The following is a 26322-nucleotide window of genomic DNA, read 5'->3' as shown; positions in this document are numbered from 1 at the left end:
GTCTCAACGGTTGATCTATCTCAACCTTCTCGCGTACCGTCGCGCATCACCGCCCCCCTCCTGTCAGAGGACCCTTCATGTCTTCATCCTCCGAAGCGCTCCCGAAGCCGCGCATGACTCAGCGCCAGGTGCTCGAGGCTCTCTCCGGCCTCCTCCTCGGCATGTTCGTCTCGATGCTTGCCTCGACTGTCGTCTCAACATCGCTCCCGGTCATCATTCACGACCTCGACGGCAACCAGACGGCCTTCACCTGGGTCGTCACGGCGACCCTCCTGACGACCGCGATCTCGACCCCCATCTGGGGAAAGCTTGCCGATCTCACGAACCGCAAGCTCCTCTTCCAGATCGCGATCGTGATCTTCGTCCTCGCGACGGCGGCCGCCGGCTTCTCGCAGAACGCCGAGGTGATGATCGCCTTCCGCGCCGTGCAGGGTGTCGGCGCGGGTGGCCTCGCCGCGCTCAGCCAAGTGCTGATGGCCGACATCATCAGCCCGCGTGAGCGTGGCCGCTACATGGGTCTGTTCGGCGCGGTCATGGCCGTCGCCACGATCGGTGGCCCGCTCCTCGGCGGCCTGATCACGGATGCCTGGGGATGGCGCTGGAACTTCTTCGTCGCCCTGCCGTTCGCCGTCGGCGCGCTGCTTCTCGTGCAGGCGACGCTGCACGTGCCCGCCCGCCCCCAGAAGAAGACCTCGATCGACTATCTCGGCATCGTGCTGCTGTCGGCGGCGGTCTCCCTGCTGCTGATCTGGGTGACCAACGCGGGAACCGCGACGCAGGGCGCCTGGGCCGATCTCGCCAACAACGACTGGTGGAGCCTGTCGAGCGTGCTCATGGTCGGCGGCGCACTGCTGGCCGCGGTGCTGTTCATCGTCGTCGAGCTGCGTTCGAAGGAACCGCTCATCCCGCTGACACTCTTCCGGAACCGTACCTTCACGCTCTCGGTGATCGCATCGATCGCCACCGGCATCGCCATGTTCGGAGCATCCGTCTTCCTCAGCCAGTACATGCAGCTCGCCCGCGGCGCCACCCCCACCGAAGCCGGTCTCATGACGATCCCGATGATCGGTGGGCTCCTGATCTCCTCCATCGGTGTCGGCGCGCTCGTCACGAAGTACGGGCAGTGGAAGCCCTACCTGATCGTCGGCGCTGTGCTGCTCATCGCCGGTTCCACGATGCTGTCGACGATCCACTACGACACGAACTTCGTCCTCGTCTCGGTGTACATGTTCCTGCTCGGCGCGGGCGTCGGCATGACGATGCAGAACCTCGTGCTCGTCGTGCAGAACACCACACGGCCCGACGAGATCGGTGTCGCCAGCTCCGGCGTCACATTCTTCCGGAGCCTCGGCGGCACGATCGGTGTGTCGGTCATGGGCGCCGCGCTCGCCGCTCGCGTGATCGACCTCGTCGCCGACCGGAAGGACGACATCTCGGCGGCCCTTGCGACGCTCGGCGACAATGCGCAGTACTGGGGTGAACAACTGCAGTCCGGCACGCTCCCCCAGGTGTCGGCCATGCCCGAAACCTTGCGCGTCGTGTTCGAGGACATCTACGCGAACGGTATCTCGCACTCGTTCCTGATCGCCGTCCCGTTCGCCGTCATCTCACTCTTGGCCATCGTGTTCCTCCCGAACAAGCCGCTGACGACCATGACGACCGCCGAACGCCTGCATGCCGGCGAGGCCGATCTCGCGACCGTCTCGGTCCCCGAAGCGATGGCGACCCTCACGGCGACCGGCCCGGTGCGCACGGGAGCCCGGGAGCGTGGATCGGATGACTGAGGATGCCGGGGCGCGCGCCGACGCCGTCCGCGCGCTGGAGTCGCAGTTCGGGGAACTGATCGGTCAGTTTCGGCGGCTGATCTCCGATGCCGCACACCGGATCAGCCCCGGAATGCTCCCCGGAGCGTACAAGCTGTTCACGACGATCGTCCGCCGCGAGTCCATCACGTCATCGGCGCTCGCAGAACTGCTCATACTCGACAAGGGTCAGATCAGCCGGACCGTACGCGAGCTCGAAACCCTCGGGCTCATCCAGCGCACGCCGGATCCGTCCGACGGCCGCTCGAGCCTGCTTTCTGCGACACCCCAGGGCCTGGAACGCCTGGAGGCGGCGCGCCGCCCCCAAGAGAGAGGCCTGCACGAGTCACTCGCCGAATGGGAGCTCGACGACATCCATCGGCTCACGGCTCTCCTGCACGCGCTCACGACGGGTACCCGGCCGACGGAGTAGCTACCAGTGACCGGATGACATCGAGGATCGGATTCCGACGTCCGCTCTCACCGCCCGGGCCTGACGGCGGATCCTTCTCTCCCCGGTAGCACCCGCGTAACATCGGCGAGACAATGACGCGGTTGACTTGTGTCTACACACAGCACGTGCTGCCGACGTCGACACGCACGCGGAAGGAGCGAGGATGAGATTTCGGCCGCTACGGGCGACATCCCCCGCAGACGCACCGTCACCCTTGGTCGTGTCAGCCCTGCCCGAGCAGATGCGCGCGGTCGTCTTCGACGCGGTGGGCGGCAGCGAGGTCCTGCACGAGGTGGCGATGCCCCTCCCACGCCCCGTGATCAGCGAGTTGCTCGTGCGGGTCATGGCGGCCGGCGTGAACCCGATCGATGTGAAGACACGCAGCGGCGCGGGCGTGAGCGGCGCGATCGCGTCGTTCCCGAGCACACTGGGGTTCGACTTCAGCGGCATCGTGGTCGCGACCCCGTTCGAGGCGCACCCGTTGCCGGTCGGTACCGAGGTCTTCGGGATGGTCGCTTTTCCGCGCACGGGGGGAACCTATGCGGATTATGCCGTCGTCCCCACTCTGTCTGTGGCGCGCAAGCCCGCCTCACTCTCCCACGTCGAGGCCGCGGGCGTGCCTCTGGCGGCACTCACCGCGTGGGGGCTCGTGGTCGAGACCGCCCACGCCCACGAAGGACAGCGGATGCTGATCCACGCGGGGTCCGGTGGTGTGGGGCATTTCGCCGTTCAGCTCGCCGCGTATTTCGGCGCGCACGTGACAGCCACCGGTTCAGCGACGAACCTCGCATGGCTCCGTGATCTCGGCGCCGACGTCGTGATCGACTATGCGAGCACCCGCTTCGAAGACATCGTCGGGGAGGTCGACGTTGTCATCGACTTGGTCGGAAACGTGCACGATGACACCGGCACGCGCTCACTCACCGTGCTCCGCCCCGGCGGTCTGTACGTATTGGTACCCACGGGTGGCTGGCCCGACTATGCGTCGGCCGCCGCCGCGGCGGGTGTCCGCGCGACGTCATACAAGGTGACTCCGGACGGTGGCGTGTTGGCCACGCTCGGGCGCCTGCTGGAATCCGGCGCGATCCAGGTCTACGTCGACCGCGTCTTCGACCTCGCTGAGGCCGCTGCCGCGCATCGCGAGCTGGAGAAGGGCCACACGCGCGGCAAAGTCGTCCTGTCGATCGGCGAAGGCTGACTCAGTGCGTCAGGACGCGTCGCCCCTCGGTGATGATCTCGCCGGCGACGGCATCGAGAACGTCGGAGGCGAGGTTCCACTGCTGCCAGTAGAGCGGGACATCAACGGGTGGCCCGCCCAGCGAGATGAGTCGACCAGCATCCAGGTGCGCCTGCGACTGGAACCGCGGCAGGAGCGCCCAGCCGAATCCGAGTGTCGTGGCCGTCGCGAAGTCGTGGGAGGCGGGCACGCGGTGGCGGGGTGGATGCGTCGGATCGACGCCGTATGACGACAGCCAACGGGACTGAAGATCATCACGACGGTCGAAATCGATCAGCGGCGCATGCGTCAATGCGGGCGCCGTGACACCGTCCGCGAACCAGCGGGCGGAGTACTCCGGGGTCGCGACCGCCTCATAGCGGAGGGTACCGAGCGCGCTCACCCGGCATCCCGCGACGGGCTGTGCGCGCGATGTGACGGCGCCGATGACGGTCCCGGATTCCAGCAGCTCGGCGGTGAAGTCCTGATCGTCGCGATGCAGATCGAACACGAGCGGATGCCGCTCCGCGACGCGCGCGAGCGGAGCCAGAAACCAGGTGGCCAGCGAGTCCGCGTTGACGGCGAGCGGAATGCTGAGCAGTGCCCCATCCGCACCGCCGAGTGCCGCGACAGCCTCATGCTCGAGAAGCGCGATCTGGCGCGCGTAGCGGACCACGGCATGCGCCGCGGTCGTCGGGCGCACCGGCCTCGCACGGACCAGGAGCACGCGCCCGACGTGCTCCTCGAGCGTCTTGATCCGCTGACTCACCGCCGACGGGGTCACATGGAGCCGGCGGGCGGCGGCATCCAGGCTGCCTTCATCGAGAACCGCAGCCAGCGTGAGAGCGAGATCGGCCGGGACACGGAGCATGAGCTCAGCTTACGCAGGTGAAGATATCTGAACTGGACTTCATCTCCCGTCGACCGTAGCGTTCGAGATGTGATCCCCACCGTCCTCGCCGGCTTCGGCCTCGGCCTCTCGCTCATCGTCGCGATCGGCGCGCAGAATCTCTTCGTGCTGCGCCAGGGGATCCGTCGCGAGCACGTTCTCGCGGTTGCGGCGGTGTGCGCCGTCTCGGACGCCGCCCTGATCGTCGTCGGGGTCTCGGGTCTCGGAGCGATCCTCGAGGCTGCGCCGCGCGTGATCGAGGTCGTCCGGTGGGCCGGTGCGCTGTTCCTGACGGGGTATGCCGTCCTGGCCGCGCGCCGCGCGATACGTCCTTCCGGCGACACGCTGTCGATCGACCCCGCGCCACGCAGTCTGCCGACCGGTCCGAGCGTGAGCGCTCGAACCGAGGTCTCGACCTCGCGGCTTGCCCCCGTCCTCGCGACGTGTCTCGCATTGACCTGGCTGAACCCGCATGTCTACCTCGACACGGTGTTTCTGCTCGGCTCGGTGGCCGCCACCTACGGCGATGCGCGCTGGCTCTTTGCCCTCGGCGCGATCGGGGCTTCGATGGTGTGGTTCTTCTCACTCGCCCTCGGTGCGCGCTTCCTCAGCCGGGTGCTTTCGACGCCCCGAGCATGGCGGATCCTGGACGCGATCATCGCCGTCGTGATGTTCGCGATCGCGGTCAGCCTGGTCCTCCCGCACTGACACGTCAAACCGGCACAATGAAGGCATGCAGAAGGGCCCCACCTGAGAGGTGAGGCCCTTCTGTCTCGCGCGATCGTGAGATCAGGCGAAGGCGTTGACGTCCAGCGGGATGCCGGGGCCGAACGTGGTCGACACGGCACCCTTCTGGATGTAGCGGCCCTTGGCGCTGGAGGGCTTCAGACGGATGATCTCCTCGATCGCCGCGCTGAAGTTCTCTTCGAGCTGCTCGGCCGTGAACGAGACCTTGCCGACGACGAAGTGCACGTTGGCGTGCTTGTCGACGCGGAAGGCGATCTTTCCGCCCTTGATATCCTCGACGGCCTTGGCCGGGTTCGGAGTGACGGTGCCCGTCTTCGGGTTCGGCATGAGGTTGCGGGGACCCAGGACCTTACCCAGGCGACCCACCTGACCCATGAGCTCGGGCGTCGAGACGGCGGCGTCGAAGTCGACCCACCCTCCGGCGACGCGCTCGATGAGCTCGGCGCCGCCGACCTCATCGGCGCCCGCGGCGATGGCAGCCTCGGCGGCCGGACCCGTCGCGAACACGATGACGCGGGCGGTCTTGCCCGTGCCGTGGGGCAGGATGACCGTGCCGCGGACCATCTGGTCCGCCTTGCGCGGGTCGACAGCGAGCTTCAGCGCGACCTCGACCGTGGAGTCGAACTTCTTCGAGCCGGTCTCCTTTGCCAGGTGCACCGCCTCGGTGGCGTTGTAGAACGTGGAGCGGTCGATCTTCGCCGCTGCTGCTTCGTAAGCCTTGGACTTGGACATGTTCGTTATCTCCCTCAGCCCTCAACCGTGATGCCCATGGAACGGGCGGTGCCGGCGATGATCAGCGAGGCAGCCTCGATGTCGTTCGCGTTCAGGTCAGGCATCTTGGCCTCGGCGATCTCGCGGACCTGGTCCTTGGTGAGCTTCGCGACCTTGGTGGTGTGGGGCGTGGACGAACCCTTGGCCACACCAGCGGCCTTCTTGATCAGCTCTGCGGCCGGCGGGGTCTTCAGGATGAACGTGAAGCTGCGGTCCTCGTAGACGGTGATCTCGACGGGGATGACGTTGCCGCGCTGCGACTCGGTCGCCGCGTTGTACGCCTTGCAGAACTCCATGATGTTCACGCCGTGCTGACCGAGCGCGGGCCCGATCGGCGGCGCCGGGTTGGCGGCGCCAGCCTTGATCTGGAGCTTGATCAGGCCGGTCACCTTCTTCTTGGGTGCCATTCTCATTTCCTTTCCTCGAGCGGATACCGGCGGCATCCGTTCTCCCGCGCATCCGGCATCTCCGGATCGCGGTTCCCCCGGGCCGAAACCCGAGAAGTCTGTATGAGGTTTCGATACGCCGCCGACGGCGGCTACTCAACCTGAGTCGCAGGCGCATCAACGCTGCTCCGCAGCATTGATCCGCCTCGACTCACTGCTTGGTGACCTGGTCGAAGCTGAGCTCGACCGGGGTCTCACGCTCGAACAGCGACACAAGGACGGTGAGCTTTCCGCTCTCCGGCTTGATCTCGCTGATCGATCCGGGCAGGCCCGCGAACGAACCTTCCTTGATCGTGATGGTCTCGCCGACCTCGAAGTCGACCTCGGTGATGACGCTGCGCGCCTGCGTGGCCGAACCCTTGGCGCCGCTGCCCTTGGCGGGGGCGCTCTCGGTCACCTGCACGAGCGACTTCAACATGTTGAAAGCCTCTTCGAAGCGGAGCGGGATCGGGTTGTGCGCGTTGCCGACGAAACCGGTGACACCGGGCGTGTGGCGGACAACCGACCAGGTGTCTTCGTTGAGCTCCATGCGGACGAGCACGTAGCCGGGAATCCGGACGCGCGTGACCATCTTGCGCTGACCGTTCTTGATCTCGACGACGTCCTCCATCGGGACCTCGACCTGGTAGATGTCTTCCTCGACCTCGAGCGTGTTCTTGCGCTGCTCGATGTTGGCCTTCACCTTGCGCTCGAAACCGGCGTACGAGTGCAGCACGTACCATTTTCCCGGGAGCGCGCGCAGGTCGGCACGGAAGGCCTCATACGGGTCCTGCTCCGCAGCATCCTCGGCGGCGTCGGGGTCTCCGTTGACGTCGGGACCGTCGTACGGGAGAACTTCGTCAGCAGCCTGCTCGGCCCGCTCGGCCTCTTCTTCGGCGAGCGAGTCGGTGAGGACCTCGGCGGCAGCCTCAGCCTCGTCGGCCTTGTCGATTTCGAGTGCGTCGTTCACGATGGCGTCGGCCTCCGGGTCGTCGATGTCGATGTCATCCAGGTCGCTGTCGTCGCCCCCGTCTTCGTCCTCGACGATGTGGACAGCGACGTGCTCGGCCGGGGCCGAAGCGAGCTCTTCCTCCGCGAGGATGTTGCCCTCCTGGGCTTCGTCATCCTCACTGGACTGCTCGGCAGCGGTCGCCCAGTCGGCGTCGTCGACATACTTTTCAGACACGTGCGTTCTCTTCCATGTGTGGGTCGTGCGGCCGCGGGCCGCGCATTCGAGGAGGCTCAGCCTCGCTCAGGACGGGACGCCGAAGACGACCTGCACCACCCAGGTGAAGAGCAAGTCAAGGCCGTACACGATCGCCATCATGACAACGACGAAGCCCAGCACGACCGCCGTGAACTTGACGAGTTCCTGCCGGGTCGGGGTGACGACCTTGCGAAGCTCGGCAAAAACCTGGCGGATGAAGAGAGCGATCCGCTGGAAGAAGTTCAGCTTCTTCTCGCGGGGCACGCCGCTTGATGCGACGACGTCGCCGTTCGCCTCTTCCTGAACCATGTACCCACCTGTGTGACTTACTTCCGTGTCAGCGAGTGCTGACGCGTGCAGGGCGGACAGGAATCGAACCTGCAACCTGCGGTTTTGGAGACCGCTGCTCTGCCAATTGAGCTACCGCCCTAGAGATCTTCCGACCTCGGAGAAGTCCGCACGTCCACCACGACCGAGGGTGAGGGGGTCCCGCTCCGCGGGCACGGCGAAAGAATACAGACTTCAACTGCTCCCTCGAGTGTACGTCATGCCCCGGCGGCATGCGAATTGACGGGGGCCCGTCAGTACTGCTGCACGCCGTACCGATCCGGCTCCTCGCCGCGGCGCACGTCGCGTCCCGACAGGGATGCCGCAACGATCCGCACGTAGTGATACTTCAGCGTGGGGATCCACGGCGTCAGAGGAAGGTCGTCGGCCGCGCGCACCTCCTCGGCCGTCTCCAGGCGCACTGCCGTGCCACGGATGACGACACTCCACGCGTCGGTGTCGGTGTACTCATCGACTTCGAAAAGCACGTGGTCGTTGACCGTGAGCTCGGTCAACTTACTGCCCTCGGCGGTGCGGAAGACAACACTGTCCCCGTCGACCGTGTAGTTCACCGGGAAGATGTCGAGCACGTCGCCGACGTGGGTCACGAGCCGACCGAGCTGCTGCTCCTTGAGCCGATCCCAGCACTCCCGGTCGGAGAGGAAGGTGATGGCATCCGTGTTCTCGTCCATGTCTTCATCATGGCCCTCGGGGAGCCGCACCGACAGGCCCTGCACCGGACAAAATGCCCGGTGCGGGCACCTCAGCCGGCGATGCGGATGAGCTTCTTGTTGACGAACTCGTCGGCAGCGAGCAACCCCATCTCACGTCCCGTCCCCGACCGCTTCACGCCCCCGAACGGAAGTTCGGGGCTGTCGGCGAGGACGATGTTGACGTAGACCATGCCGGCCTCGATCCGGTCGGCCACCCGGGCAGCCTGAGCGGGATCGGTCGTGAAGATGTAGGAGCCCAGGCCGAACGGGGTCCCGTTGGCGATCGCCACCGCGTCGTCCTCATCCGTCGCGCGGTAGACCACGCCGACCGGCCCGAAGAACTCCTCGCGGTAGGCATCCATTTCCGGCGTGACGTCGGCGAGCACTGTCCCACCGAAAAAGGCGCCGTCACGCGTGCCGCCGGCCACCAGCGTGGCTCCCTGTGCCACGGCGCGCTCGACCTGCTCCTGCAGCCGCTCGGCTGCCACGAGCGACGACAGTGCGCCGAGGTCGGTGTCGTCAGCGAACGGATCGCCGACGGTCGCCGCCGTCATTCCGGCCGTGAACTTGGCCAGGAAATCGTCGTACAGCTCGTCTGCGACGATGAACCGCTTGGCGGCATTGCAGGATTGACCGGTGTTGTCCAGGCGCGCCTCGACGGCAGAATCGACCGCCGCATCGAGGTCATCGGTGGAGAGCAGGATGAACGGGTCTGATCCGCCGAGCTCCAGCACCACCTTCTTGAGGTTCCGGCCCGCGATCTCGGCGACGGCGGCGCCCGCGCGCTCCGAGCCGGTCAGCGAGACGCCCTGCACACGAGGGTCGGCGATGATGGCGCCCGCCTGGTCGTTGGTCGCATACAAGTTGACGTAGGCCCCGACGGGGAAACCGGCATCCACGTGCAGCCGCTCGATCGCTGCCGACGATTCCGGGCACTGCGGTGCGTGCTTGAGCAGGATCGTGTTGCCGACCAACAGGTTCGGAGCCGCGAAACGGGCGACCTGGTAGTACGGGAAGTTCCACGGCATGATCCCGAGGAGGGGTCCGAGTGGCGCCTTGCGGATGACCGCGGTCCCCTCGCCGAGGATGTCGATGGGCTGGTCGGCCATGATCTTCTCGGCGTTGTCCGCGTAGAACTCGGTGATGTCGGCGGCGAAGTCCACTTCGCCGAGTGCCGCCGCAAGGGGCTTGCCCATCTCCCGCACGATCGTGGTGGCGAGCTCCTCCCGACGCTCACGGTAGAGCTCGGCGACCCGTCGGATGAGCGCCGCGCGCTCCGCGACGGATGCCGTGCGCCCCCACGTGCGGTAGGCCTCCTCGGCAGCGGCGACGGCGTCGTCCACGTGCGCGTCGGTGAACGTGTCGTACGTGGCGAGGGTCTCGCCCGTGGCGGGGTTGACGACGGCGTAGTCGCTCATGGCTTCTCCGATCTCGTCCCGCGTCACGCGACGGGGATCAACGTGTACTTGGTGGACAGGTATTCGTGGATGCCTTCGAGGCCACCCTCGCGGCCGACCCCGGACTGCTTGACGCCACCGAACGGCGCAGCCGCGTTCGAGACGACGCCGACGTTGAGTCCCATCATCCCGGTCTCGAGGCGATCGATCATCCGATGGCCGCGGGCGAGGTCTTGCGTGAAGACGTAGGACACCAGTCCGTACTCCGTGTCGTTGGCGAGCCGCACGGCGTCATCCTCGTCGGTGAACGTCGCGATGGCGAGTACCGGGCCGAAGATCTCCTCGCGCAGGATCGCGCTCCCCGCCACGACGTCGGCGACGACCGTGGGCGCGTAGAACGTGCCGGGACCATCGAGGATCTCGCCGCCGGTGAGCACCCGCGCCCCGCGGTCCACGGCATCCGTCACGAGTTCGTCGGCCTTCGCAACCGCCTTCTCGTCGATGAGGGGACCGATCTGCACGCCGTCTTCCGTCCCGCGGCCCACGGACATCGCCGAGACACGCTCGGTCACCCGCCGCGCGAACTCGTCGGCGATCGACGTGTGCACGATGAAGCGGTTCGCGGCCGTGCACGCCTGCCCGACGTTGCGGAACTTCGCCGCCAGCGCGCCGTCGACCGCTTTGTCGAGATCTGCATCGTCGAAGACGACGAACGGCGCGTTCCCGCCGAGTTCCATCGACACCCGCAAGACACCCTCGGCAGCCTGTGCGATGAGCTTCTTGCCGACCGGCGTCGAACCGGTGAACGAGAGCTTGCGCAGTCGCGGGTCGGCGATGATCGGCGCCGACAGGTCGCCGGAGTGTGTGGTGGTCACCACGTTGACAACACCGTCCGGCAACCCCGCTTCCTGCAGCAGCTGCACGAAGAGCAGGGTTGTGAGGGGCGTCAGCTCCGGCGGCTTGACGACGACGGTGCACCCGGCGGCGAGCGCGGGAGCGATCTTGCGGGTGGCCATCGCGAGGGGAAAGTTCCACGGCGTGATGAAGAAGCAGGGGCCCACCGGCCGCTGCGAGACGACCATGCGCCCCGTGCCTTCGGGGTTGAGCCCGTACCGGCCGGCGATGCGCACGGCTTCCTCGCTGAACCAGCGCAGGAACTCTCCGCCGTACGCGACTTCTCCCCGCGCCTCGGCGAGGGGCTTTCCCATCTCGAGGGTCATCAGCAGCGCCAGGTCTTCCTTGCGCTCCTGCACGAGATCGAAGGCGCGCCGGAGGATATCGCTGCGCTCGCGCGGCGCGGTCGACGCCCACGCCTCCTGCGCTGCGACGGCCGCATCCAGGGCACGGATGCCGTCGTCCGGGCTCGCATCGGCGATCTCGGCGAGCACATCACCCGTGGCCGGATCGTAGACCGGGAACGTGGCGCCGGAGGCTGCATCCGTCCACCGTCCGCCGATGAGGAGCTGCGTGGGCAGGGACGCCCGCAGGGTCTTCTCAGCCTCCACACTCATCGGCGCACCTTCTTCTTCAGGCTCTCGGGGGCATCGAGCGACAGCGTCTCCCCGCGGAAGAACGCGGGACGCTTGATCGCCTGCCAGATCATGATGACGACACCCACGACGATGATCAGCATCCCGAGGATGAAGACGATGCCGACCCCGCCGATCTCGGCACCCGACCCGTACGCGGGATCCATGGAGTCGATCAGAGTCGTGAAGAACAGCACCGCGAGGATGATTCCGCCGATCAGCGGAAACAGGAACGTGAAGAAGACGTTGCGGACCGAATCGAACCACTGCTTGCGGAAGTACCAGACGCAGGCGAATGCGGTGATGCCGTAGTAGAAGCAGATCATCATGCCGAGCGTCAGGATCGTGTCCCACAGGGTGTTCTCGCTGACGATGCGCATGACGACGTAGAACGCCGACGCCACGATCGCCGAGACGATCGTCGCGTACCCCGGGGTGAAGAACCGCGGGCTCACCTTCGCGAACGACGGCGGCAGGGCACCGTAGTGTCCCATCGACAGGAGCGTGCGGGCCGGGCCGACGAACGTCGACTGCAGCGACGAGGCCGAGCTCGTGAGCACGGCGAGCGAGACCAAGAACGCCAACGGGCCGAGGACCGGGCCGGAGAGGAAGAAGAAGACGTTGTCCTGGATGTCGGCGTTGCCGAGGCCCAGCTCGCCGGTACCGACGCCGGCGAACATGATCATCGCCACCGCCAGCAGCAGGTAGAGCGACACGATCGTGACGACGGTGAGCGTCGCGGCGCGCCCCGGCGTCTTCTCAGGGTCCTTCGTCTCCTCGTTCATCGTGAGGGTGACATCCCACCCCCAGAAGATGAAGATCGACAGCGACAGGCCCGCGGCGAGCGCGCTGAACGAGCTGATCGCGAACGGGTTGAACCAGTTCAGATCGAACGGCTGGTAGTCGAAGCCGTTGCCGCCCACGGCGGTGACGATCGCGGCGACCGCGAAGAACAGCAGCACGGCGACCTGGAACGTCACAAGCACATACTGGAGCTTCTGCGTGGTCTGCATGTCGCGGTACGACACGAAGGTCGCCCCCAGCATGAACAGCAGGCACACGACGATGTTGATCCACGTCTCGGCGGCGAGGTCCGCGATGGCGGCGTTGCCGGTGATCTGCGAGATGAGCAGGAACAGGAAGTCGACGGCAACGCCGGCGAGATTGGACAGCACCAGGATCGTCGCGACGATGAGGCCCCAGCCGGCCATCCAGCCGACCCACGGACCGAACGCCCGGGACGCCCAGGTGAAGGAGGTCCCGGCGTCGGGCATGCGGTTGTTGAGTTCGCGGTACCCGAAGGCGACCAGCAGCATCGGGATGAATCCGACGAGGATGACGGCGGGAATCTGCGCGCCGACCTCGGAGGCCGTCGGTCCGACGGCGGCCGTGAAGGTGTAGGCCGGGGCGATGCAGGAAATGCCGATGACGACGGCGCCGAGGAGGCCGATCGTGCCGGCGCTCAGGCCTTTGGTCGACAGCCCTCCCTTACCGTGTGACTCGGTGGCGCCGGAGACGAGCGGTGTGGCTTCGGGTGCACTCATCGCTGTGATCCTTCCTGGGTGCTGCCGCCGCGATGGGTCCGAGGAACCACGATGACGGGGACGGGGACTTCGTGGAGCATCTTGGCGGCGGTGGAGCCGAGGAACAGCCGGCGCGGCTGCGCGAGGCGGCTCGATCCCGCGAGGAGCACCTCTCCGGGCTGCCAGTCGAGGTGGGAGACGGCATCCTCGATGCTGTCGCCGTCGGCGACGACGACCTCGACGACGAGGCCGTCCGGTAGCGCCGTTTGCGCGGCCGCCAGCACTTCCTCCGCTTCGGTCGACCCGGCGAGTCGGATCGCACCGGTGTCCGCGGTGGGCGGAAGATCCACGGTCAGCAACGACAGCAAGCGCACGGACGCGCCGGTGGATGCCGCGAGCGCCGCTGCATCCACCATCAGAGCCTCGGCACCGGGGCGGGTGCCGACGGCGACCGTCAGTCGCGTTACCCCCGTGTCGGCTGCCACCTTGCGCGCGCCGCGCGGCACGAGCACGACCGGCACGTCGGAGGAGTGGAGCAACTCCGTCGTCGTCGTGCCCAGACGGTGCCGACCGCGCAGGCCGCCGTCGGCCGCGCCGACGACGATGTGCGAGGCACCCAGATCATCGGCGAGAGTGATGAGCCCCTCGGCGAACGATTCGGCCGACCGCACGTGGGCGTGCGCGACGACCTCGGCGGGCGTCTTGTCGATCGCGGCCGCGATCCACGCCTGCGCCTGCTCGCGCAGCAGGCGGTCGTAGCCGGCATCCGGCGGAGTGATGACGCTCCGACTGTCGGCGGGGAGGATGATCGCGACGTCGAGAACCGACCCCGTCGCGATGGCCAGGCGCGCGGCGAAGGCCACGGCATCCCGGCCAGTCTTGGTCGCGGTGTAGCCGACGACGATGTGCGCGGTCATGTGCGGTTCTCCTCCAGGATCTGCTGTGCGACCAGACGGCCCATACGGATGGCACCGTCGACATGCTGATAACCGGCGCCGGCGAGGTCACTGCAGGCGAAGCGGATGGGTCCGACGGGCGTGCGCAGCTCGGAGCCGTAGCGGTGCAGACCGCCGAGATCGAAGCTCGCCGCATACGCGCCGCGTGTCCACTCTTCCGAGCCCCAGTCGCTCTCGTAATAGACGATCGGATTCTTCGCCTCGGCCCCGTAGTAGTGCGAGAGGGATTCGAGGATCCTCTCCTTGCGTTCCTCGGCGCTCAGAAGGAAGACGTCGTCCGCGTACCGGTCCGAGACGAAGCCGACAAGCGTGCCGCGCTCGTCGTCGTGGTTCGTGTTGTCGTAAGCCTCGTGCGACAGCTCATACGGGCTGAAGGCGGTGCCCGAGAGCCCCTGCTCCCGCCAGAACGGCCGGTCGTACACGGCGTGGACCTTGATGACGAACCCCATCGAAAGGTGTTGGTGCATCTGATGCTGGAGCCGGGGCATCGGCGGGACGAACGAGATGCGGTGATAGAGCACGGGCGCGAGCGCCAGCACCGCCTGCCGGGCGTGCACAGTGATTCCGTCGGCGATCGCGGTCACTCCGGCATCCGACCACTCGAGCGTCCGCACCGGCTGGTTCAGAAAGACATCATCACCGAGACGCTCGGCAAGCAGCAGCGGAACCTGCTGGAGCCCTCCGACGACGCGCTTGTCGAGGATGAAATCGGCGTCGACGAGGTGCGAGTAGCTCCCTGCCGAGGCTGCCATCAGCAACGACTGCAGGAGCGAGAAGCTGTGAGTGGGCTTGGTCAGCATCGCCGACCCGGTGGCAAAGGCGAGGTTCCGCACGGCTTCGTCGTCGTCGGTCTGAGCCCGGAGCCACGCATCCCACGACACGCTGTCCCACTCCGCCGCTTTCTCGTGCGCCCACGGCCGATCCGGGTCGATCTCGGCAACCATCGCGTCGAGGCGGTCGGTGATCTCCGCAATCACCCGCTCCGTCTCGGCCGAGACGGGGAACATCTCCCCCGTGAATCGGTGGGCCACCCCGTCGGGCCCGACATAGACACTGTCGCCCTCGCGGTAGCGGCTGAAGGTCTCGAGCCCGAGGTCGGCAATCGTGTCGATCAGTGCCTGCTGGTCGGGCGAGACCCACTGACCACCGATCTCGAGCATGGCGCCGTCGATGACATCGGTCCAGAGCCTGCCGCCGACGCGATCGCGCGCTTCCAGCACCGCGACCGACAGTCCGGCCTTCTTCAGTTCGTGTGCGGCGGTGAGGCCGGCCGCCCCCGCTCCGATGACGACGACGTCCCGGGTGATCTCGGTCATGGCTGATTCCTGTTCTCGGGTTCGGATGCTGTCAGGCGGCGGCAAGAGCTGCGGCGACGACGTCGAGACCCTCATGGAGGAGGTCGTCGCCGATCGAGAGCGGCGGCAGGAAGCGGACGACGTTGCCGTACGTGCCGCAGGTGAGGACGATCACGCCATCGGCGATCGCCGCTGTGGCGACGGCCTTCGTCAGAGCGGCGTCCGGCGCCTTCGTGGCCGGGTCGACGAACTCGGCGGCGATCATCGCGCCAGACCCGCGGATCTCCCCGATTCGCGGGTCGACGGACTGCATCTTCTCGAGGCGCGCGCGCAGGATTCCCCCGATCTCGCGCGCACGCTCGAGCAGCCCGTCCTTCTCGAATGCCTCGATCGATGCCAAGGCGGCCGCGCAGGCGACGGGGTTTCCTCCGTAGGTTCCCCCCAGCCCGCCGCTGTGCGACGCATCCATGATCTCGGCGCGGCCCGTCACCGCCGCCAAGGGCATGCCCCCCGCAATCCCCTTGGCCGTCGTGACGAGATCGGGAACGATGCCGAACAGCTCGCTCGCGAACATCACACCGGTACGCGCGAAACCGGACTGCACCTCGTCGGCGATGAACACGACGCCGTTCGCACGACACCACTCCACGATCGCCTCGAGAAAGCCGTCGGCGGGGACGATGAACCCGCCCTCGCCCTGAATAGGCTCGATGATGACGGCGGCGAGGTTCTCGGCGCCGATCTGCTTGTCCATGATCGAGATCGCACGCGCGGCGGCATCCGCACCCGTCAGCCCGTCGCGGTAGGGGTAGGACATCGGGGCCCGGTAGATCTCACCCGCGAACGGGCCGAATCCGCTTTTGTACGGCATCGCCTTCGCCGTGAGTCCCATCGTGAGGTTGGTGCGCCCGTGGTACGCGTGATCGAAAGCGACGACCGCCTGGCGGCCGGTAGCCTTCCGGGCGATCTTCACCGCGTTCTCGACCGCCTCGGCCCCCGAGTTGAACAGCGCGGTCTTCTTCTCATGGTCGCCCGGCGTCAGACGATTCAGCGCCTCGGCCACGGCCACGTAATCCTCGTACGGCGAAATCATGAAGCACGTGTGCGTGAACTGCGCGGCCTGCGCGGCGATCGCGGCGGCGACTTTCGGATGCGCACTGCCGACGGTCGTCACGGCGATTCCGGACCCCAGGTCGATGAGCGAGTTGCCGTCGGCGTCGACGACGACGCCCCCTCCGGCCGCGACAGCATGGATCGGGACCGTGTGTCCCACGCCGGCTGCGACGGCGGCCGCTTTGCGGGCGAGGAGCTCCTGCGAGCGCGGGCCCGGAAGCGCGGTGACGAGGCGGCGTTCCTGCGGCAGGGTCGGGCCGCCGAGGGGGGTGGTCAGAGTCGCATCGGTGAAGCTCATGCCGGTGAGCGTAGGCCGCGGCGACCCGCCCCCACACCTGCCCTCGTGTACATTCTTGAGTCAGCGGTGTACGTCGCGTCCATCACCGACGGAGGTGCGCATGAGCGAAGATCCTCAGCCGACGCTGCGCGCCCTGCTCGGTCGCCGCGAACTCGGGCTTCGACTCGCGTCGAGCGAATCGTCGCTGCGGCCTGATGCGCTCGACGCCCCCCTGAGATGGGTGCACAGTTCGGATCTCGCCGATCCGACACCCTTCCTCGCCGACGACCTGCTTCTGCTGACCACGGGCACCCAGTTCGGCACGGATGCCGCGGCCCAGGATTACGGTGACTATGTCACTCGCTTGCGCGTGCGCGGTGTTCACGGACTGGGTTTCGGTACGGAGGTGGCGCGCGACGGCATCCCGCCCGCTCTCGCCGAGGCCTGCCGAGCCGAACGGATGCCGCTGTTCGAGGTCCCTTACCGCACTCCTTTCATCGCTCTCGCCCGCGCGAACGCCGAGGCGGTCGCGGCGCAGGCGTACGCTCGCCGCACCTGGGCATTGGCCGCTCAGCGCGCGATCTCGCTCGCCGCCCTGCGGCCGGACGGATTGGGAGCCACGGTGGCCGAACTCGGGCGTCAACTCGGCGCATGGACAGGGCTTTTCGATGCGACCGGGACCCTCGTGCGGGAACATCCGTCCGGCGCCCTGGACTCCGCGACGCAGACCGAGGTGGCCGCGGAGGTCGGTGCCGTCCTCCGGCGTGGCGCGCGCGCGGGATCGAGTGTCGAGATCGACGGCGAGCGGTTCACTCTGCAGACTCTGGGGCGCGGCGGGCACCTCCGCGGGGCGATCGTCATCGCAGGCGGTGAGCTCGACCTGGAGGGCCGCGGGGTGGTGACATCGGTCATCGCCATGGCGGGCCTTGCGCTCGAACAGAACGTCGGCCTCAACCGCGCCCGCGATGTGTTGCGGGCCGGGCTCGTGCACAGCCTGTTGACAGACGACCCGAGTCTCGCCCGCCGGGTGTCCCGTGAAGTGTGGGGCGCACTCCCGGCCGCACCGGTGGTGGTGGCCGTGGCCACCGTCGCCGCCGCGCGTGCCGACGCCGCGGCGGATTGGCTCGAGTTGCGCACCACCGATCGCTCGATCTTCCACGGCCGCGGCTCCGCAGGCCTTGTCATTGCCGCCCCCACCGACGATCAGGGACTGTTCGACCAGTTCGCGACTCTCTTCGACGCGACCGTCGGCGTGTCCCAGCCGAGCGCGTACTCGGCGTTCGCCCACGCACATGCAGAAGCAGTGACCGCGCGTGACCGCCGCGGCGCGGCAGGCAGAGTCGCCCGCTTCGACGACCTCGCGGGGGAGGGCGTCCTGGCCCAACTGACCGGACCGGACACGCGCGCGATCGCCACGGCCCATCTCGCCCCGCTCCGCCTCCACGACGAGGCGCACGGCACCGCACTGCTGCCCACCGTCCGGGCCTGGCTCGAGCACGATGCGCGCATCGATGCCGCTGCGCAGAGCCTCGGCATCCATCGCCACACGGTGCGCGCACGGGTCGCACAGGCGCAGAGCCTGCTCGGCGTAGACCTGTCGACCTTCCCCGCTCGCGCCGAGCTCTGGGCTGCGCTCGTCGCCACCGCCTGACCCGCGTCGCCGCTCCTTCCGCGAGACGCGCGTTGTGCACCGAGACACGCGCTGACCGCCGGTGTCTCGGTGCACAGGAGGTGTCTCACGGTCCGCGCCGTCAGGATGCCGGGGAGTGCGCCTCCAGGAACTCGTAGAGGTCGGTCGTGTCGACGCCGGGGAAGGCGCCGGTCGGGAGGGTCGCCAGGAGCGTCCGGGGCGTCCGGACATTCGGCCACGCCTGGTCACGCCACGCCGCCTCGAGGTCCTCCGGCGGGCGACGGCAGCACACGTCGACCGAGTGTCGCGAGATCCCCCGGTGGGGCGTTTCGCGACCGATGAACCATCTCGTGTCGTCGAAGCGCACACCGACGCTGACCGAGTGTGATCCTTCGCTGGATGCCTCGACACGGGCCGTGCACCAGAACGTCCCATTCCCGGTATCGGTGTACTGGTAATACGGGTTGAACTTGTCGGGGACATCGAAGACCGTCCGACTCGTCCACCGCCGACAGCACAGTTGCCCCTCGATCGAGCCCAGCCGATCGGCGGGAAAGTTCACGTCGTCGTTCTCATAGGCCTTCGTGATCGTGCCCGACTCGTGCACCTTGAGGAAATGCACCGGAATTCCGAGGTGTCGCGTGGCGAGGTTCGTGAACCGGTGCGCCGCGGTCTCATAGGAGACGGAATAGGCGTCGCGGAGGTCTTCGATCGAGATGGCACGGCGCGCTTTCGCGTCCTGGAGAAACGGCACGGCGTGCGCCTCGGGAATCAGGAGGGCGCCGGTGAGGTAGTTGGTCTCGACACGCTGACGCAGGAACTCCGCGTAGGAGCGCGGCTCACTGTGCCCGAGGATCCGGCTGGCCAGCGCCTGCAGCACCGCCGTGCGGGAGTCGCCCTTGGCCGGCACGGTGCTCGACAGGTAAAGCCGCCCGTTTTTGAGATCGGCGACGCTGCGGGTCGACTGCGGCACATCGGCGACGTAGTGCAGGGAAAACCCGAGGTGCGCCGCGATATCAGACGCCGTGCGCTGCGTCAGCGGGCCGCCCGGGTGGTCCACGGCATCGAGGATCGCGCGGGCGTGATCCTCGAGCTCGGAGAAATAGTTGTCCTGGCGACGCATGAGGTGCCGAAGCTCCACGTTGGCGCGGCGCGCTTCTTCCGGGGTCGCGGACCGCTCGTCCGTGAGCCGCTCGATCTCCGCCTGCAGGGTGAGCATGGCCTGCAGCGCGTCGTCCGGGAGAGACTTGCCGATACGGAACGGCGCGATGCCGAGCGCTTGGAACGTCGGCCCTTTCATGGCGCGCTCCAGAGAGATTTCCCGCATCGCGCGCGGGTCGAGCGGCTGCTCCTCAAGAAGCTGATCGAGCGTCGTTCCGAGTGCTCGGGCGATGGCGTGGAGCAGGGTGAGCTTCGGTTCACGCTTGCCGGTCTCGATCATCGAGAGCTGGCTCGGCGCGCGTTCCACGGATGCCGCCAATTCATCGAGCGTCATCGACTTCGCGGTGCGCAACTGACGGATCCGTCGGCCGATCGTGAGGGCATCGGCGACGTGCTCCGACCGGACTTCGTCGTTCGTCATGACGGGAAGTGTGTCATGAAACGCGAATTATGGCAAAACTTCACAGCCGATTTGGCCACGGTTGCGATGAATCTTCGTTCAGAGTGGATGCCACAGGCCGCAAGGTCGACGCCACAGCCACCATCAACGCAGAAGGACAGGGCCATGACTCCCACCGCCACCGGCACCGCGCCCATCACGATCACGGGCACGATGCGCCCTCGTTACGACGAGATCTTGACTCCCGAAGCCCTTGCGTTCGTCGCCGAACTCCACACCCGCTTCGGTGGCCGCCGGCACGACCGACTCGCCGACCGTATGCGCCGCCGCTTCGAGATCGGCAACGGGCAGGACCCGCAGTTCCGCGCCGACACCGCGCACATCCGCGATGACGCCGACTGGCGTGTCGCCGGGCCCGGGCCCGGCCTCGAGGACCGCCGTGTCGAGATCACCGGCCCCACCGACCCGAAGATGACGATCAACGCGCTCAACTCGGGCGCGAAGGTCTGGCTCGCCGATCAGGAGGATGCGACCAGCCCGACCTGGCGCAACGTCATCGAGGGCCAGCTGTCGCTCCGCGATGCCATCCGCGGCGAGTTGACCTTCACGAGCCCCGAGGGCAAGGTCTACGAGGTCACCGCCGAGCGCACGCCGACGATCGTGATGCGCCCTCGCGGATGGCACCTCACCGAGAAGCACATCACGCTGACCGACCGGTCGGGTCGTGAACTCGCGGCATCCGGCTCGCTGGTCGACTTCGGCCTGTACTTCTTCCACAACGCCCAGCGGCTCATCGACAACGGTGTCGGCCCGTACTTCTACCTCCCGAAGATCGAATCGGCCGAAGAGGCGAAGCTCTGGGACGACGTCTTCACCTTCAGTGAGGACTACGTCGGCATCACCCACGGGACGATCCGCGCGACCGTGCTGATCGAGACCCTCCCCGCCGCGTTCGAGATGGAGGAGATCCTCTTCGAATTGCGCGACCACATCGCGGGCCTCAACGCCGGACGGTGGGACTACATCTTCTCGATGATCAAGAACTACCGCGGTCGCGGCGCCCGGTTCGTCCTGCCCGACCGCAGCCAGGTCACCATGACGGTGCCGTTCATGCGCGCCTACACCGATCTGCTGGTACAGACCTGCCACAAGCGCGGCGCGTTCGCGATCGGCGGGATGAGCGCCTTCATCCCCAACCGCCGCGACCCGGAGGTCACCGCTCAGGCGTTCGAGAAGGTCGCCGCCGACAAGAAGCGCGAAGCCGGCGATGGCTTCGACGGCACGTGGGTTGCCCACCCCGACCTGATCCCCGTGGCCCAGGCCGAGTTCGACGCGGTGTTGGGAGACCGGCCCAACCAGGTCGATCGGCAGCGCCCCGAGGTGCGGGTGCAGGCGTCGCAGCTCATCGACGTGCACATCGGCCTGCCGATCTCGACCGCCGGCGTGTACGGGAACGTGTCGGTGGCGATCCGCTACATCGAGGCGTGGCTTCGGGGCATGGGCGCCGTCGCGATCGACAACCTGATGGAGGATGCCGCGACCGCGGAGATCTCCCGCTCACAGGTGTGGCAGTGGATCCATCAGGACCGTTCCACCGACGACGGCACGAGGATCACCCGCGAGTACATCGAGGGGCTGATCGTGCAGGTGCTGGGCGAAGTGACACGCACCGGCGGCGACCGGTTCGACGACGCCGCGGAGATCTTCCGCGAGGTCGCGCTCGGCGACGACTTCCCCACGTTCCTCACCCTGACCGCCTACGCGAACTATCTCGTCGACGCCGACTGACCCGGCCCGACCTTCCGATCAGAGACTCACCGAAAAGAGACCGACATGACCACCTACGACGACGACGTCCGATCCATCGACGAACTCAAGACCCAGATCGGCTCCGGCTGGGACGCCATCGATCCCCAGTACGTGGCTCGGATGCGGGCGCAGAACCGTTTCCGCACGGGCCTCGAGATCGCGCAATACACCGCCGACATCATGCGCCGAGACATGGCCGAGTATGACGCGGACTCCTCCGTCTACACCCAGTCGCTCGGGGTCTGGCACGGCTTCATCGGGCAGCAGAAACTCATCTCGATCAAAAAGCACCTGAAGTCCACGAACAAGCGTTACCTCTACCTCTCGGGGTGGATGGTCGCCGCCCTTCGCTCCGAGTTCGGGCCCCTGCCCGACCAGTCGATGCACGAGAAGACATCGGTGCCGGCGCTCATCACCGAGCTCTACACGTTTCTGCGTCAGGCGGATGCCCGCGAACTCGACCTCTTGTTCACGAAGCTCGACGATGCCCGCGTCGCCGGGGACGAGACGGCCGTCGAGTTCATCCAGTCGCAGATCGACACCTACGAAACTCACGTGGTGCCGATCATCGCCGACATCGACGCCGGTTTCGGAAACCCCGAAGCCACCTACCTCCTCGCCAAGAAGATGATCGAGGCGGGCGCGTGTGCCATCCAGATCGAAAACCAGGTGTCCGACGAAAAGCAGTGCGGTCACCAGGACGGCAAGGTCACGGTGCCACACCAGGACTTCCTCGCGAAGATCACCGCCGTTCGCTATGCGTTCCTCGAACTGGGGATCGACAACGGCATCATCGTCGCGCGCACCGATTCGCTCGGCGCCGGGCTCACGCAGAAGCTCGCCGTCTCACACGAGCCCGGCGACCTCGGCGACCAGTACAACGCGTTCCTCGACGTCGAGGAGGTCTCGTCCGATCAGCTCGGCAACGGCGACGTGGTCATCACGCGTGACGGTCAGCTCCTGCGCCCGAAGCGGCTCGCGAGCAATCTGTACCAGTTCCGTCCCGGGACGGGCGAGGAGCGTTGCGTGCTCGACTGCATCACGTCACTGCAGAACGGCGCAGACCTCCTGTGGATCGAGACCGAGAAGCCGCACGTCGCCCAGATCGCCGGGATGGTCGACGAGATCCGCAAGGTCGTCCCCACGGCAAAGCTCGTCTACAACAACAGTCCGTCGTTCAACTGGACGCTGAACTTCCGCCAGCAGGCGTACGACGCGCTCGCCCAGCAGGGTCGGGACCTGTCGGCGTACGACCGAGCGGACCTCATGAACATCGCCTACGACGACACGGAGCTCGGCCGTCTCGCTGACGACATGATCCGCTCATTCCAGAAGGACGGCTCCGCGCGTGCCGGCATCTTCCACCACCTCATCACGTTGCCGACCTATCACACGGCGGCTCTCTCGACCGACGACCTGGCGAAAGGCTATTTCGGCGACGACGGCATGCTCGCCTACGTCAAGGGCGTGCAGCGTCGCGAGATCCGCGAGGGGATCGCCACCGTCCGCCACCAGAACATGGCCGGCAGCGACATCGGCGACAACCACAAGGAGTACTTTGCCGGCGACGCGGCGCTGAAGGCCGGCGGCAAGGACAACACGATGAATCAGTTCAGCTGACGAGATCGGCGGTCTGCGGGAGAGGGTCGGATGCTTCGGCATCCGACCCTTCTTCGTGTGCGCGCTCACCGAGGAAACGGTCGATCCAGACAGCCAGCCACACGGCGCCGAGCCCGACGAGGGCGACCGTCGCCTGAGAGATCAGTGCGATCGCCCCGCTGGGGAAGGAGCTGTCCGCCAGCACGGGCGAGATGAACGCCGGGATGAGGGCGAACCGCCAGAACGTGACGGGATGGACGATGTTGCCCGCCGCGTGCTGTAGGCCGAACGTGCCCCAGAGGAGCAGCACGACGCTCACGAGCGTGAAGGCGCCCAGGCCGCGTCATCCCGAGGTGGGTAGCAGCACGACAGCGACCAGCATCGCCGCGAGGACGAGGAGGAACTGGACGACGTTGAGCAGCGGCGCGTCCGTTCGAATCGCACCCGCATAGCTCTCGGACTGCACGATCGCCGAGAAGTCGGTCGCGACGCCCAGCGCCAGCCGGCGCGAGTTTCTCCGCCGGCTGGGAATCGGTGCCGCCGGAATGACGATCGGCGCTTCGGCCGCCGCCGCTGCCGTGACCACCGCGGCAGCGGTGCATCCGCCCGAGTTCGCTGCGCTGACCCCACGCCACGCACCCGGTTTCGATCACATCATCGTGGTGATGTTCGAGAACCGTAGCTTCGACAACGTGCTCGGACATCTCTATTCCGCGCAGGAGAAGTCCGCGGATGATTTCGACGGGCTCGCGCAGGGCGCCTACGCGAACCCTGGGCCGGATGGCACACCGATCCCCGCACATATTTACGGCGGCTCGACCGACGCGATCATGCAGCAACCGCAGCCCGACCCCGGCGAGACAAACCCGCACGTCAATACGCAGCTGTTCAGCGTGATCGATCCGCCGAGCAATGCTCACCTCGAGGATGGGCCGATCCAGGCCCCGTTCAACTCACCCGCCGAGGAACAGGCCCCCACGAACGCCGGTTTCGTCGAGGACTACATCGTCAACTACCGCATCAGCAAGCGGAAGGAACCGACGGCGAAGGAGTACAGCGTGGCCATGGGCGGGTTCAGCCCCGACATGCTTCCGGTCCTGTCGACCCTCGCGCGCGAGTTCGGTGCCTACGACCGTTGGTTCGCCGGGGTGCCCTCGCAGACGTTCTGCAACCGCTCCTTGGCCGGTCTACTACGACCCCACCCAGCTCGTGTCGCTGACCGGCATGCTGCATGCGTCGGTGTTGGAGCGTTACTGGAAGACCCACTTTCGCGACATGGATCAGTTCTATGCCGATGTGCGAAACGGGACGCTTCGGGCATATTCCTTCGTCGAACCGCGCATGGTCTTCAACCACAACGACATGCACCCGCCGTGGGGGGGGCTGCGTGACAGCACGCTCACCCTCGACGGCTCGGACGCGATGAACACGGCGCTCGTCATCACTTTCGATGAGCACGGCGGCACGTACGACCACGTCGCGCCACCATCGACGACACCGCCCACAACGGGCGCGCCGGGTGAGAGTCGACACCGCGACAGCCCTACACGTGGCCACAGCCGACATCGTTGTGGAAACCAGCCAACGCCGAGGCGGTGGCAGAGCACACGACCGCGGTGCACAAACGACGGCCGTTGACCTCGCCCGCGCGTGGCCTGCTGGGTCTCCTGGTCTCGCGCTTCAGCCCCGGTTCTGCCGTGCCGAAGACCTACGGCGACGCCTATGACGCGCTCGTGAACTACGGAGACGGACTGTTCGGCACGGTCGATCCGTGACCGCGCATCCACGGCCCCAGCCGACTACGCTCGAAGCGTGACCGAACGCGCCCCGCTCTCCCGCAAATTGTCCGCCATCGCCGAGTCGGCGACCCTCAAGGTCGATGCGAAAGCCAAAGCTCTCCAAGCGGCCGGACGCCCCGTCATTTCGTACGCGGCCGGGGAGCCTGATTTCTCGACACCGCAGTTCATCGTCGACGCCGCCGCCGAGGCCCTGCACGATCCGGCGAACTTCCGGTACACGCCTGCCGCTGGCCTGCCGGTCCTCCGCGAGGCGATCGCGGCGAAGACCCACCGCGATTCGGGTCTCGAGGTCTCCCCCGCGCAGATCATCGTCACCAACGGCGGAAAGCAGTCCGTCTACCAGGCCTTCCAGGCTGTGGTGAACCCGGGCGACGAAGTCTTGTTGCCGGCTCCCTATTGGACCACCTACCCGGAAGCGATCGCGCTGGCCGATGGCGTGCCCGTCGAAGTCTTTGCCGGCGCCGGCCAGAACTACAAGGTCACCGTCGACCAACTCGAGGCCGCTCGGACGGAACGAACGACGGTTCTCGTGTTCGTCTCACCGTCGAATCCGACCGGCGCGGTGTATACGGCGGAAGAGACGCGCGCGATCGGCGAGTGGGCGCTCGAACACGGGATCTGGGTCGTCAGCGACGAGATCTATCAGAACCTTGTGTATGAAGGCGCCCGCGCGGTCTCCATTGTCGAGGCGGTGCCGGCTCTCGCCGGACAGACGATCCTGGTCAACGGCGTAGCCAAGACGTACGCCATGACAGGCTGGCGCGTGGGGTGGATGGTGGGTCCGGCAGATGCCATGAAGGTCGCCGCGAACTTGCAGTCTCACTTGAGCTCGAACGTGAACAACATCGCGCAGCGCGCGGCGCTCGCGGCGCTCACCGGCCCACAGAGCGAGGCCGAGGAGATGCGCGTGGCCTTCGACCGTCGTCGCAAACTCATCGTCGAAGAGCTCGCGAAAATCCCCGGCGTCGTCGTTCCAAACCCGCTGGGGGCCTTCTACGTCTATCCGGACGTCACCGGCCTCCTCCGCCGGGACTGGGCCGGCACGACCGTGAACACGTCGCTGGAACTCGCCGACTTCATCCTGGATCAGGCAGAGGTCGCTGTTGTGCCCGGCGAAGCATTCGGCCCGTCAGGCTATCTGCGGCTCTCGTACGCGCTCGGGGACGACGCTCTGCTCGAGGGCGTGCAGCGGCTGCAGCGCCTCTTCGCCTAGATGTGATGTCCAGGCAGGTTGTTGAGTCTGCTGATGGGTGCGGCTCCGACTGCGGAGTGGTGCCTGTGAT

Annotated in this window: 26 protein-coding genes and 1 tRNA gene; 11 read left to right on the top strand and 16 right to left on the bottom strand. The window is 66.9% G+C overall.

Going from position 1 to position 26322, the window contains the following annotated elements; translation table 11 throughout:
- Positions 1-77: 77 nt before the first annotated feature.
- From Q0653_RS07710 to Q0653_RS07700, 3 genes are all read left to right on the top strand, one after another.
- Positions 78-1784: an MDR family MFS transporter gene (locus tag Q0653_RS07710; RefSeq protein WP_298943972.1), complete on the top strand. Its 1707-nt coding sequence runs from the start codon at positions 78-80 to the stop codon at positions 1782-1784.
- Positions 1777-2235: a MarR family transcriptional regulator gene (locus Q0653_RS07705; RefSeq protein WP_298943970.1), complete on the top strand. Its 459-nt coding sequence runs from the start codon at positions 1777-1779 to the stop codon at positions 2233-2235. The genes Q0653_RS07710 and Q0653_RS07705 overlap by 8 nt, the downstream gene beginning before the upstream one ends.
- A 184-nt stretch (positions 2236-2419) precedes the next feature.
- Entirely contained in the window at positions 2420-3454 is a 1035-nt protein-coding gene (locus Q0653_RS07700; RefSeq protein WP_298943968.1) for an NADP-dependent oxidoreductase, read from the top strand.
- 1 nt (position 3455) lies between these two features.
- Here Q0653_RS07700 and Q0653_RS07695 read toward each other — a convergent pair whose 3' ends face one another.
- A complete protein-coding gene (locus tag Q0653_RS07695; protein WP_298943966.1) occupies positions 3456-4343 on the bottom strand; it encodes a LysR family transcriptional regulator ArgP in 888 nt (295 codons plus the stop codon).
- 72 nt (positions 4344-4415) lie between these two features.
- Between Q0653_RS07695 and lysE the strand changes: the two genes are divergently transcribed.
- Positions 4416-5069 carry an L-lysine exporter gene (gene lysE / locus Q0653_RS07690; RefSeq protein WP_298744918.1) on the top strand — a complete coding sequence of 218 codons (654 nt, stop codon included), beginning with the start codon at positions 4416-4418 and terminating at the stop codon, positions 5067-5069.
- Between the two features lie 81 nt (positions 5070-5150).
- Here lysE and rplA read toward each other — a convergent pair whose 3' ends face one another.
- The 12 genes from rplA to gabT form a co-directional block, all read right to left on the bottom strand.
- Positions 5151-5840, bottom strand: coding sequence for a 50S ribosomal protein L1 (rplA, locus tag Q0653_RS07685; RefSeq protein ID WP_298744874.1), 690 nt, complete (start codon positions 5838-5840; stop codon positions 5151-5153).
- Between the two features lie 14 nt (positions 5841-5854).
- On the bottom strand, positions 5855-6286 hold the full coding sequence (gene rplK / locus Q0653_RS07680) for a 50S ribosomal protein L11 (RefSeq protein WP_298744877.1): 432 nt from the start codon (positions 6284-6286) through the stop codon (positions 5855-5857).
- Positions 6287-6476: 190 nt separating this feature from the next.
- A complete protein-coding gene (gene nusG / locus Q0653_RS07675) occupies positions 6477-7490 on the bottom strand; it encodes a transcription termination/antitermination protein NusG (protein WP_298744879.1) in 1014 nt (337 codons plus the stop codon).
- Between the two features lie 66 nt (positions 7491-7556).
- Complete coding sequence (gene secE, locus Q0653_RS07670; RefSeq protein WP_298744881.1) at positions 7557-7820, bottom strand: preprotein translocase subunit SecE; 264 nt, start codon at positions 7818-7820, stop codon at positions 7557-7559.
- Positions 7821-7868: 48 nt separating this feature from the next.
- Positions 7869-7941 (bottom strand) — tRNA-Trp (locus Q0653_RS07665).
- A 151-nt stretch (positions 7942-8092) separates the two neighbouring features.
- Positions 8093-8530, bottom strand: a complete 438-nt coding sequence (locus Q0653_RS07660) for a pyridoxamine 5'-phosphate oxidase family protein (protein ID WP_298744883.1) — start codon at positions 8528-8530, stop codon at positions 8093-8095.
- A 71-nt stretch (positions 8531-8601) separates the two neighbouring features.
- Complete coding sequence (locus tag Q0653_RS07655) at positions 8602-9969, bottom strand: NAD-dependent succinate-semialdehyde dehydrogenase (RefSeq protein WP_298744884.1); 1368 nt, start codon at positions 9967-9969, stop codon at positions 8602-8604.
- A 23-nt stretch (positions 9970-9992) separates the two neighbouring features.
- Entirely contained in the window at positions 9993-11459 is a 1467-nt protein-coding gene (locus Q0653_RS07650; protein ID WP_298943962.1) for an NAD-dependent succinate-semialdehyde dehydrogenase, read from the bottom strand.
- Positions 11456-13021 carry an APC family permease gene (locus tag Q0653_RS07645; RefSeq protein WP_298943960.1) on the bottom strand — a complete coding sequence of 522 codons (1566 nt, stop codon included), beginning with the start codon at positions 13019-13021 and terminating at the stop codon, positions 11456-11458. Before Q0653_RS07645 ends, Q0653_RS07650 begins: the two co-directional genes overlap by 4 nt.
- The gene (locus Q0653_RS07640) at positions 13018-13917 is read right to left on the bottom strand and encodes a universal stress protein (RefSeq protein ID WP_298744887.1); all 900 of its coding nucleotides are present in this window, start codon (positions 13915-13917) and stop codon (positions 13018-13020) included. The genes Q0653_RS07645 and Q0653_RS07640 overlap by 4 nt, the downstream gene beginning before the upstream one ends.
- A complete protein-coding gene (locus tag Q0653_RS07635) occupies positions 13914-15272 on the bottom strand; it encodes an NAD(P)/FAD-dependent oxidoreductase (RefSeq protein ID WP_298744889.1) in 1359 nt (452 codons plus the stop codon). Before Q0653_RS07635 ends, Q0653_RS07640 begins: the two co-directional genes overlap by 4 nt.
- 31 nt (positions 15273-15303) lie before the next feature.
- Entirely contained in the window at positions 15304-16662 is a 1359-nt protein-coding gene (gabT, locus tag Q0653_RS07630) for a 4-aminobutyrate--2-oxoglutarate transaminase (RefSeq protein WP_298943958.1), read from the bottom strand.
- Between the two features lie 100 nt (positions 16663-16762).
- On the opposite strand from gabT, the gene Q0653_RS07625 reads away from it, so the two are divergent.
- Complete coding sequence (locus Q0653_RS07625; RefSeq protein WP_298943957.1) at positions 16763-18292, top strand: PucR family transcriptional regulator; 1530 nt, start codon at positions 16763-16765, stop codon at positions 18290-18292.
- Positions 18293-18392: 100 nt separating this feature from the next.
- Here Q0653_RS07625 and Q0653_RS07620 read toward each other — a convergent pair whose 3' ends face one another.
- A complete protein-coding gene (locus tag Q0653_RS07620; protein ID WP_298744895.1) occupies positions 18393-19853 on the bottom strand; it encodes an XRE family transcriptional regulator in 1461 nt (486 codons plus the stop codon).
- A gap of 144 nt (positions 19854-19997) precedes the next feature.
- On the opposite strand from Q0653_RS07620, the gene aceB reads away from it, so the two are divergent.
- Positions 19998-21620, top strand: a complete 1623-nt coding sequence (aceB, locus tag Q0653_RS07615; RefSeq protein ID WP_298943956.1) for a malate synthase A — start codon at positions 19998-20000, stop codon at positions 21618-21620.
- 45 nt (positions 21621-21665) lie between these two features.
- Positions 21666-23261, top strand: a complete 1596-nt coding sequence (locus Q0653_RS07610; RefSeq protein ID WP_298943955.1) for an isocitrate lyase — start codon at positions 21666-21668, stop codon at positions 23259-23261.
- Here Q0653_RS07610 and Q0653_RS07605 read toward each other — a convergent pair.
- Both Q0653_RS07605 and Q0653_RS07600 read right to left on the bottom strand, forming a co-directional pair.
- A complete protein-coding gene (locus tag Q0653_RS07605) occupies positions 23254-23559 on the bottom strand; it encodes a hypothetical protein (RefSeq protein ID WP_298943954.1) in 306 nt (101 codons plus the stop codon). The two genes, Q0653_RS07610 and Q0653_RS07605, sit on opposite strands and share 8 nt — an antisense overlap.
- Before the next feature lie 24 nt (positions 23560-23583).
- Complete coding sequence (locus tag Q0653_RS07600) at positions 23584-23826, bottom strand: hypothetical protein (protein WP_298943953.1); 243 nt, start codon at positions 23824-23826, stop codon at positions 23584-23586.
- Between the two features lie 10 nt (positions 23827-23836).
- Between Q0653_RS07600 and Q0653_RS07595 the strand changes: the two genes are divergently transcribed.
- The 4 genes from Q0653_RS07595 to Q0653_RS07580 are packed head-to-tail and all read left to right on the top strand — an operon-like array spanning position 23837 to position 26252.
- Positions 23837-24631 carry an alkaline phosphatase family protein gene (locus Q0653_RS07595; RefSeq protein WP_298943952.1) on the top strand — a complete coding sequence of 265 codons (795 nt, stop codon included), beginning with the start codon at positions 23837-23839 and terminating at the stop codon, positions 24629-24631.
- Positions 24516-24878: an alkaline phosphatase family protein gene (locus Q0653_RS07590; RefSeq protein WP_298943951.1), complete on the top strand. Its 363-nt coding sequence runs from the start codon at positions 24516-24518 to the stop codon at positions 24876-24878. Before Q0653_RS07595 ends, Q0653_RS07590 begins: the two co-directional genes overlap by 116 nt.
- Positions 24836-25015, top strand: a complete 180-nt coding sequence (locus Q0653_RS07585; RefSeq protein WP_298944390.1) for a hypothetical protein — start codon at positions 24836-24838, stop codon at positions 25013-25015. Before Q0653_RS07590 ends, Q0653_RS07585 begins: the two co-directional genes overlap by 43 nt.
- Before the next feature lie 37 nt (positions 25016-25052).
- Complete coding sequence (locus tag Q0653_RS07580; RefSeq protein WP_298943950.1) at positions 25053-26252, top strand: pyridoxal phosphate-dependent aminotransferase; 1200 nt, start codon at positions 25053-25055, stop codon at positions 26250-26252.
- Positions 26253-26322: the final 70 nt, after the last annotated feature.

This window comes from uncultured Microbacterium sp., from assembly GCF_947488465.1.
Classification (GTDB): Bacteria; Actinomycetota; Actinomycetes; order Actinomycetales; family Microbacteriaceae; genus Microbacterium.
The sequence above is the reverse complement of the archived record's forward strand: the minus strand, read 5'-3'. Positions and strand labels throughout refer to the sequence as shown.

Coding starts and splice junctions, on each gene's coding strand:
- Q0653_RS07710 (WP_298943972.1), top strand. CDS start 78: ATGTCTTCATCCTCCGAAGCGCTCCCGAAGCCGCGCATGACTCAGCGC.
- Q0653_RS07705 (WP_298943970.1), top strand. CDS start 1,777: ATGACTGAGGATGCCGGGGCGCGCGCCGACGCCGTCCGCGCGCTGGAG.
- Q0653_RS07700 (WP_298943968.1), top strand. CDS start 2,420: ATGAGATTTCGGCCGCTACGGGCGACATCCCCCGCAGACGCACCGTCA.
- Q0653_RS07695 (WP_298943966.1), bottom strand. CDS start 4,343: ATGCTCCGTGTCCCGGCCGATCTCGCTCTCACGCTGGCTGCGGTTCTC.
- rplA (WP_298744874.1), bottom strand. CDS start 5,840: ATGTCCAAGTCCAAGGCTTACGAAGCAGCAGCGGCGAAGATCGACCGC.
- rplK (WP_298744877.1), bottom strand. CDS start 6,286: ATGGCACCCAAGAAGAAGGTGACCGGCCTGATCAAGCTCCAGATCAAG.
- secE (WP_298744881.1), bottom strand. CDS start 7,820: ATGGTTCAGGAAGAGGCGAACGGCGACGTCGTCGCATCAAGCGGCGTG.
- Q0653_RS07660 (WP_298744883.1), bottom strand. CDS start 8,530: ATGGACGAGAACACGGATGCCATCACCTTCCTCTCCGACCGGGAGTGC.
- Q0653_RS07655 (WP_298744884.1), bottom strand. CDS start 9,969: ATGAGCGACTACGCCGTCGTCAACCCCGCCACGGGCGAGACCCTCGCC.
- Q0653_RS07650 (WP_298943962.1), bottom strand. CDS start 11,459: ATGAGTGTGGAGGCTGAGAAGACCCTGCGGGCGTCCCTGCCCACGCAG.
- Q0653_RS07645 (WP_298943960.1), bottom strand. CDS start 13,021: ATGAGTGCACCCGAAGCCACACCGCTCGTCTCCGGCGCCACCGAGTCA.
- Q0653_RS07640 (WP_298744887.1), bottom strand. CDS start 13,917: ATGACCGCGCACATCGTCGTCGGCTACACCGCGACCAAGACTGGCCGG.
- Q0653_RS07635 (WP_298744889.1), bottom strand. CDS start 15,272: ATGACCGAGATCACCCGGGACGTCGTCGTCATCGGAGCGGGGGCGGCC.
- gabT (WP_298943958.1), bottom strand. CDS start 16,662: ATGAGCTTCACCGATGCGACTCTGACCACCCCCCTCGGCGGCCCGACC.
- Q0653_RS07625 (WP_298943957.1), top strand. CDS start 16,763: ATGAGCGAAGATCCTCAGCCGACGCTGCGCGCCCTGCTCGGTCGCCGC.
- Q0653_RS07620 (WP_298744895.1), bottom strand. CDS start 19,853: ATGACGAACGACGAAGTCCGGTCGGAGCACGTCGCCGATGCCCTCACG.
- aceB (WP_298943956.1), top strand. CDS start 19,998: ATGACTCCCACCGCCACCGGCACCGCGCCCATCACGATCACGGGCACG.
- Q0653_RS07610 (WP_298943955.1), top strand. CDS start 21,666: ATGACCACCTACGACGACGACGTCCGATCCATCGACGAACTCAAGACC.
- Q0653_RS07590 (WP_298943951.1), top strand. CDS start 24,516: ATGGATCAGTTCTATGCCGATGTGCGAAACGGGACGCTTCGGGCATAT.